The organism is Roseateles sp. (genome assembly GCF_036404855.1).
Taxonomy (GTDB): domain Bacteria; phylum Pseudomonadota; class Gammaproteobacteria; order Burkholderiales; family Burkholderiaceae_C; genus Pelomonas.
Genome location: NZ_DASWYS010000381.1, coordinates 1 through 4,735 on the forward strand (window position 1 = coordinate 1; position 4,735 = coordinate 4,735).

At 67.4% G+C, this 4,735-nt stretch carries 4 protein-coding genes; 1 reads left to right on the forward strand and 3 read right to left on the reverse strand.

The genetic code is table 11. From position 1 onward, the window contains the following. The first annotated feature begins 71 nt into the window (after positions 1-71). Complete coding sequence (locus tag VGF12_RS25655) at positions 72-1,196, forward strand: PA0069 family radical SAM protein (protein WP_331178886.1); 1,125 nt, start codon at positions 72-74, stop codon at positions 1,194-1,196. 47 nt (positions 1,197-1,243) lie between these two features. Here the strand turns inward: VGF12_RS25655 and VGF12_RS25660 are convergent, their stop codons facing one another. The 3 genes from VGF12_RS25660 to VGF12_RS25670 all read right to left on the reverse strand — a co-directional run. Next, positions 1,244-2,914: a phosphoethanolamine--lipid A transferase gene (locus VGF12_RS25660; protein ID WP_331178887.1), complete on the reverse strand. Its 1,671-nt coding sequence runs from the start codon at positions 2,912-2,914 to the stop codon at positions 1,244-1,246. Between the two features lie 136 nt (positions 2,915-3,050). Next, a complete protein-coding gene (dnaJ, locus tag VGF12_RS25665) occupies positions 3,051-4,202 on the reverse strand; it encodes a molecular chaperone DnaJ (protein WP_331178888.1) in 1,152 nt (383 codons plus the stop codon). A gap of 68 nt (positions 4,203-4,270) precedes the next feature. After that, positions 4,271-4,735 (reverse strand): Hsp70 family protein (locus VGF12_RS25670; protein WP_331178889.1); only part of this gene is annotated, 465 nt, incomplete at its 5' end.

Sequence of the window (4,735 nt, forward strand, 5' to 3'; positions counted from 1 at the left end):
CGACACTTTAGCCTGCCCTTCCTTCGGGCCTTCGGGTGCGCAGGAAGTGAAATACTGTATATATTGACAGTATGCTTCCCACCCGCACCCGCATTGCCGCGGCCCAGCCCTCCCTCGTTCCGCTCGACTCCATCAAGGGCCGAGGCAGCGCTACTGCCATGCCGCACCGTTTCGAGCAGCGGGAGCGGGAGCAGTACGACGACGGCTGGGGCTCGCTGGACCAGGGCGCTGCCGAGGAGCTGCTACCGCCGGCCACCCAGATCATCGAAGAGCAGGCCCGGACCATCGTCACCCGCAACCAGTCGCCGGACATCACCTTCGACTACTCGATCAATCCCTACCGGGGGTGTGAGCACGGCTGTATCTACTGCTTCGCACGGCCCACGCACAGCTATCTGAACCTGTCGCCGGGCCTGGATTTCGAGACCCGCATCGTCGCCAAGATGAACGCGGCGGAGCGGCTGCGCGAGACGCTGGCAGGCGCCAGGTACGAGCCGCGGTCGCTGGTGCTGGGGACGGCCACCGACGCCTACCAGCCCGTCGAGCGTCGGCTTGGCATCACGCGCCGCGTGGTGGAGGTGCTGGCCGAGACCCGGCACCCGTTCTCGGTTGTCACCAAGTCCTCGGGCATCGAGCGCGAGCTGGACCTCATCGCGCCCATGGCGGCGCAGGGCCTGGTGTCGGTCTATCTGTCGGTGACGACGCTGGACAACGAGCTTGCCCGCATCCTGGAGCCGCGCGCAGCGGCGCCGGCGCGGCGGCTGCGCACGATCAAGGCGTTGGCGGATGCGGGCGTGCCGGTGGGCGTCAGCGTGTCGCCCATCATTCCCTTCATCAACGAGCCCGAGCTGGAGCGCATCCTGGAAGCTGCGGCGCAAGCCGGTGCCAGCAGTGCATTCAGCATCCCGGTGCGCCTGCCCTGGGAGGTGAATCCGTTGTTCCAGGACTGGCTCGCGCGCCATTTCCCCGACCGTGCCGAGCGCGTGATGGCGCGCATCCGCGAAATGCGCGGCGGCAAGGACAACGATGCCCGTTTCGGCACGCGCTTCACGGGTGAGGGCGTCTGGGCCGACCTGCTGCGTGCCCGGCTGCGCCGGGCGGTGGCCAAGCTCGGGCTGCGCTCAGAGCGAAGACCGGTGCAGTTGGCGCTGTTCACGCCGCCGCGCAAGCCATCGGCGCAGGGAGACCTCTTTTAGCTCGTGGGGGGGGCCGCCGTGCCGGGACAGTCTTTCCCGCCCGGGCTTCAGCCTCCTCGGCAGTCCGCCAGCAGGTCCCATTCCGGCTTGTAGACGTCGGCACGCGCGCCGACCCAGCCCATGGTGGTGTGGAAGAGGTTGTCGTGCGAGAAGGGCTTGTCGCGCAGGCCGGCCAGGCAACCAGGCTGGAGCGACCCCGCCAGCGCACCGCCCTCGGGCAGCCACAGGATCATGGGCACGTGGGTCTGCTCATCCGGCGCAATCGCATACGGCATGCCGTGCAGGTAGAGGCCGTTCTCTCCGAGGGACTCACCATGGTCTGACACGTAGAGCATGCCGGTGTCAAAGCGTGCCTGCTGTGTCTGCAGCCAGGCAATCGAGCGGGCCAGCAGTCGGTCGGTGGTCGCGAGGGTGTTGTCATAGCCATTGATGACCTGCTCGCGCGGGCACTGCTGCAGTTCGTTGCTGCGGCATTCGGGTTGGAAGGGCTTGATGTCGGGCGGTGAACGCTTGAAGTAGGCCGGGCCGTGGCTGCCCATCTGGTGCATGACGAGGACCAGGCCGCGCTTGAGCCGTTCCGGGTCCAGCGCCGCGATGCGTTTGTCCAGTTCATGCAGCAGGGCTTCGTCGAAGCACTCCTCACCGTTGCACAGCCCCGCCGGCAGCGGCGCAGCACCCGTCGGCAACTGGGTCGTGAAGCGGTTGGGCACGCGATCGCACAGGCCCTTGCAGCCGCTCTGGTTGTCCAGCCACAGCACGGCCAGGCCGGCGCGCTGCAGCACGTCCAGCAGGTTCTCCTGTGGCTTGTCGGCGTCAAAGGTCGTGCGGCCCTGCGGCGCGAACATGCAGGGCAGCGACGCGGCTGTGGCCGTGCCGCAGGACGTCACGTCGCGCAGGCTGAAGAGCTGGGTCGGGGGCAGCTTGGACAGCTCGGGGTTGGTCGGGCGTCCGTAGCCGTTGAGGCTGAAGTTCATGGCCCGGGCCGTCTCGCCGACAACCAGCAGGAGCAGTGGCGGCTTGGTGCCGTCGGCACGCGCCAGCAGGTGGGCGTCGGCACCGATGACGGCCGGCGGACCCTTGGGGCCCGACAGGCTGCGCACGCCAACGATGCTGACCGAGTAGACGGCGTTCAGCGGCGTGACCATGTAGCGGATGCTCTTGTTGTTGCGCATCGTCGAGGACAACGTGGCGAACACGCTCAGCGCTAACAGCACCATCGCGACCAGGCCCAGGCCGAAGGCGGCGACGTTGCCGCCCAGGCGCTTGCTGAATGCCTGGCGCGGCGCGCGGGGACGGCGCAGCAGCCACCAGCCGGGCAGGACGCCCAGCACCAGCAGGCTTGCCAGCAGCCGCCAGCTCAGCAGGTCGCGCGTCTCGCGCACGTCGGTCTGCACCATGTTCACCACCATCGTCGGGTCGAAGACGATGCCGTAGGTGCCGATGAAGTACGCGAGCGCGCCGCCGGCCAGCAGCAGGAAAACCAGCACGCCCTTGATGAGCCGTGGCCACGCCAGCAGGCTGAGCACGGCGCCGGTGGCGGCCGTGACCATGCCGGCGAAAGCGAGCATGAAGCCGGGGCCGAGGGACAGCGATTGCAGCTGCTTCCACAGCGGCCAGTTGGCCAGCAGGCCCATCCAAAGGGCGGCCAGCCAGGCCTGGGTCAACGGACGCGAGGTGTCGGGCTGGAACCAGGCCAGCAGGCGCTTGAGCAGGGACATCGGGGCGGTCAGGGAAAGCCGGGGCGCGCATTCTCGCGCGCTCGGCGGTACAGGCCTGTGACTTGCCGGGGGCGGTATGAAAAGGCCGCGGAACCCTGAGGGCGCCGCGGCCGCGTTCGATGACGACGAAGCAGGATTACTTGAACAGGTCCTTGACTCGGTCCGTCCAGCTCTTGGCGTTGGGCGAGTGCCGCTCGCCGCCCTTCTTGAGCGACTCGTCCAGCTCCTTAAGCAGCTTCTTCTGGTGCTCGGTCAGCTTGACCGGCGTCTCCACTGCGATGTGGCAGTAGAGGTCGCCCGGGTAGCTGGAACGCACGCCCTTGATGCCTTTGCCGCGCAGGCGGAAGGTCTTGCCGTGCTGTGTCCCCTCGGGCAGCTCGATCTCGGCTTTGCCGCCCAGCGTGGGCACCTCGATGTGGCCACCCAGCGCCGCGGTGACCATGGACACGGGCATCGTGCAGTGCAGGTCGTCGCCGTCACGCTCGAAGATGTCGTGCTGCTTGATGCGGATCTCGATGTAGAGGTCGCCGCTCGGGCCGCCATTCACCCCGGGCTCGCCATTGCCCGCGGAGCGGATGCGCATGCCCTCGTTGATGCCGGCCGGGATCTTGACCTCCAGCGTCTTCTGCTTCTTGACCTTGCCCTGGCCGTTGCAGGTGGTGCAGGGGTCGGGAATGATCTTGCCGCTACCGTGGCAGTGCGGGCAGGTCTGCTGGATGCTGAAGAAGCCCTGGCGCATGTGCACCGTGCCCGAGCCACCACATGACCCGCAGGTCTTGGCGCTGGTGCCAGGCTTGGCACCCGTGCCGCTGCAGGTTTCACAGTTCTCCCAGCTGGGGATGCGGATCTGCGTTTCCTTGCCGCGGGCGGCTTCCTCCAGCGTGATCTCCATGGCGTAGCTGAGGTCGCTGCCGCGGTAGACCTGCTGGCCGCCACCGCCGCGACGTCCGCCGCCCTGGCCCCCGAAGATGTCGCCGAAGATGTCGCCGAACGCCTCGGCGAAGCCGCCAAAGCCTTCAGCACCCGGCCCGCCGCGGCCGGCACCCATGTTGGGGTCCACGCCGGCATGGCCGTACTGGTCGTAGGCCGCGCGCTTCTGCGCGTCGGACAGCATTTCGTAGGCCTCTTTGGCCTCCTTGAACTGCTCCTCGGCCTTCTTCGCCCCGTCGCCCTGGTTGCGGTCGGGGTGGAACTTCATGGCCAGCTTGCGGTAGGCCTTCTTGATGTCCTCCTCGGACGCGTTCTTCGCGACGCCGAGGACTTCGTAATAGTCACGCTTGGAAGCCATGCTTCTCTTTCAAGGCAAAAGCCCGAGGGCGCTGCTGAGCGCTCCCGGGCCGTGAAGTCACCGAAGGATTACTTGCCGTCCTTGACTTCCTTGAACTCGGCATCCACGACGTTGTCGTCGGCCGGGCGCTTGGCTTCGGCCTGCGGCTCCGCCTGGTGCGGCTCGGCACCGGCCGCCGCGGCCGCCGCCGCCTGGGCGCCCTGCTGGTCGGCGTAGATCTTCTCGCCCAACTTCTGGCTGGCAGTCATCAGCGCTTCGGTCTTGGCCTCGATGTCGGCCTTGTCGTCGCCCTTGATGGCTTCTTCCAGTTCCTTGGCGGCGGCCTCGATCTTGTCCTTCTCGGCTGCGTCCAGCTTGTCGCCGTGCTCCGAGAGCGACTTGCGCACGCTGTGCACCATGCCGTCGGCCTGGTTGCGGGCGCTGACCAGCTCGACCTTCTTCTTGTCCTCGGCCGCGTTGGCTTCGGCGTCCTTCACCATCTTCTCGATCTCGGCTTCGGACAGGCCGGAGTTCGCCTTGATGGTGATCTTGTT

Coding starts and splice junctions, on each gene's coding strand:
- VGF12_RS25655 (WP_331178886.1), top strand. CDS start 72: ATGCTTCCCACCCGCACCCGCATTGCCGCGGCCCAGCCCTCCCTCGTT.
- VGF12_RS25660 (WP_331178887.1), bottom strand. CDS start 2,914: ATGTCCCTGCTCAAGCGCCTGCTGGCCTGGTTCCAGCCCGACACCTCG.
- dnaJ (WP_331178888.1), bottom strand. CDS start 4,202: ATGGCTTCCAAGCGTGACTATTACGAAGTCCTCGGCGTCGCGAAGAAC.